This is a genomic window from Clostridium sp. NkU-1 (assembly GCA_001312405.1).
Genome location: BBDR01000039.1, coordinates 1 through 1,194 on the forward strand (window position 1 = coordinate 1; position 1,194 = coordinate 1,194).

The window sequence follows — 1,194 nt, forward strand, 5'->3', positions numbered from 1 at the left end:
TTAAGCCATCTCTTATAGCTCCATATTACATCATTCCCAGTTTTTGTTTAGAAAAAGGGTAAACTTAATAAAGTACCCGTTTCCAGCTACTTAAAATCAATCCATTTCAGCTATTTATGCAAACTTCCGGTGAGACTCTTTTACATTTTCCTCCTGGACTGTGCAATAGATCATTGTCGTATCTAGTTTTTCATGTCCCAGAAGTTTTGACACCTGCTCTACCGGCATCCCTCTATTCAGAAGATCAGTAGCTATGGTCCTCCGGAAACGATGCGGATGGACCTTCTTCACACCTGCACGCCGCCCAAGCTGCCTAAACATGTATTGAATTCCGGCAACAGTTAGGCGAGCATGAGGCTGATCTAGTGTTGCAAATAAAGGCTTATTTACCAATTCTTCCTCGGTTATCCCCTCCTCCTTCATGCGCTCTTTAAGGTATCTCTTTAAGTAAAACCTAGCATTATCCGTCAAATACACCTTTCTTTCCTTACTTCCCTTACCAAATACAATCAACTCATGCCGCCCCATTTCTATATCACAGACATTCAGTAACGCCAGTCTGAAACCCTAACACCTGTACTGTACAAAAACTCCATTAAGGCACGGTCTCTCAGTACCGTACAATTAACCCTAAGTGCTTCCATTTCTTCCTGGGAAAACGGCTTTTTGATGGTCTTGGCCAGCTTCAGGATCCCTACCCGTTTAACCGGGTTACTGGTCACAAGCTCCTCTGTAGTGAGGAAATCCCAGAAGCTGGATAAATAATGTAGTCTTGTCTGCATGGTGGTCATTTTTATGCCGTGCTGCTCCCTCATGACCCCATAATAATATCGGAGATCCATGGCGGTAATGTCCTCAATCCGTTTCCCCAGAAAATCCAGCATCTTGCAGATCTCCGTTGTATATTGCTTTAAGGTATTTTCCTGCCGATTAACTGCCTTTTTGCTTGCCACGAACATCTTGACCTTTAATGCGTCGCCGTCAAAGCCCGTTTCTACTACCTCGTAACATTCTTCCCTTACTTCCACGCCATGAAAATTAATGTACAGTGCATTATGCAGCTGCTCCATCTGTCCACTATCCAGGTGCGGCAGCATAGTATTGATCACTTTTTCCAAAATCTGCTCTATCATTAGTCAAAGCCCTCCTTCCACATTATTGTAAAAGATAGGGCCGTTTTGGTCCACTACTCAA

Annotated in this window: 2 protein-coding genes; both read right to left on the reverse strand. The window is 43.5% G+C overall.

From position 1 onward, the window contains the following. Nucleotides 1–114 precede the first annotated feature (114 nt). Nucleotides 115–513, reverse strand: a complete 399-nt coding sequence (locus JCM10519_RS33730) for a tyrosine-type recombinase/integrase (RefSeq protein ID WP_347845388.1) — start codon at nucleotides 511–513, stop codon at nucleotides 115–117. A gap of 32 nt (nucleotides 514–545) precedes the next feature. Beyond that, nucleotides 546–1,133, reverse strand: coding sequence for a phage integrase N-terminal SAM-like domain-containing protein (locus JCM10519_RS33735; RefSeq protein ID WP_347845389.1), 588 nt, complete (start codon nucleotides 1,131–1,133; stop codon nucleotides 546–548). Between the last annotated feature and the right edge of the window lie 61 nt (nucleotides 1,134–1,194).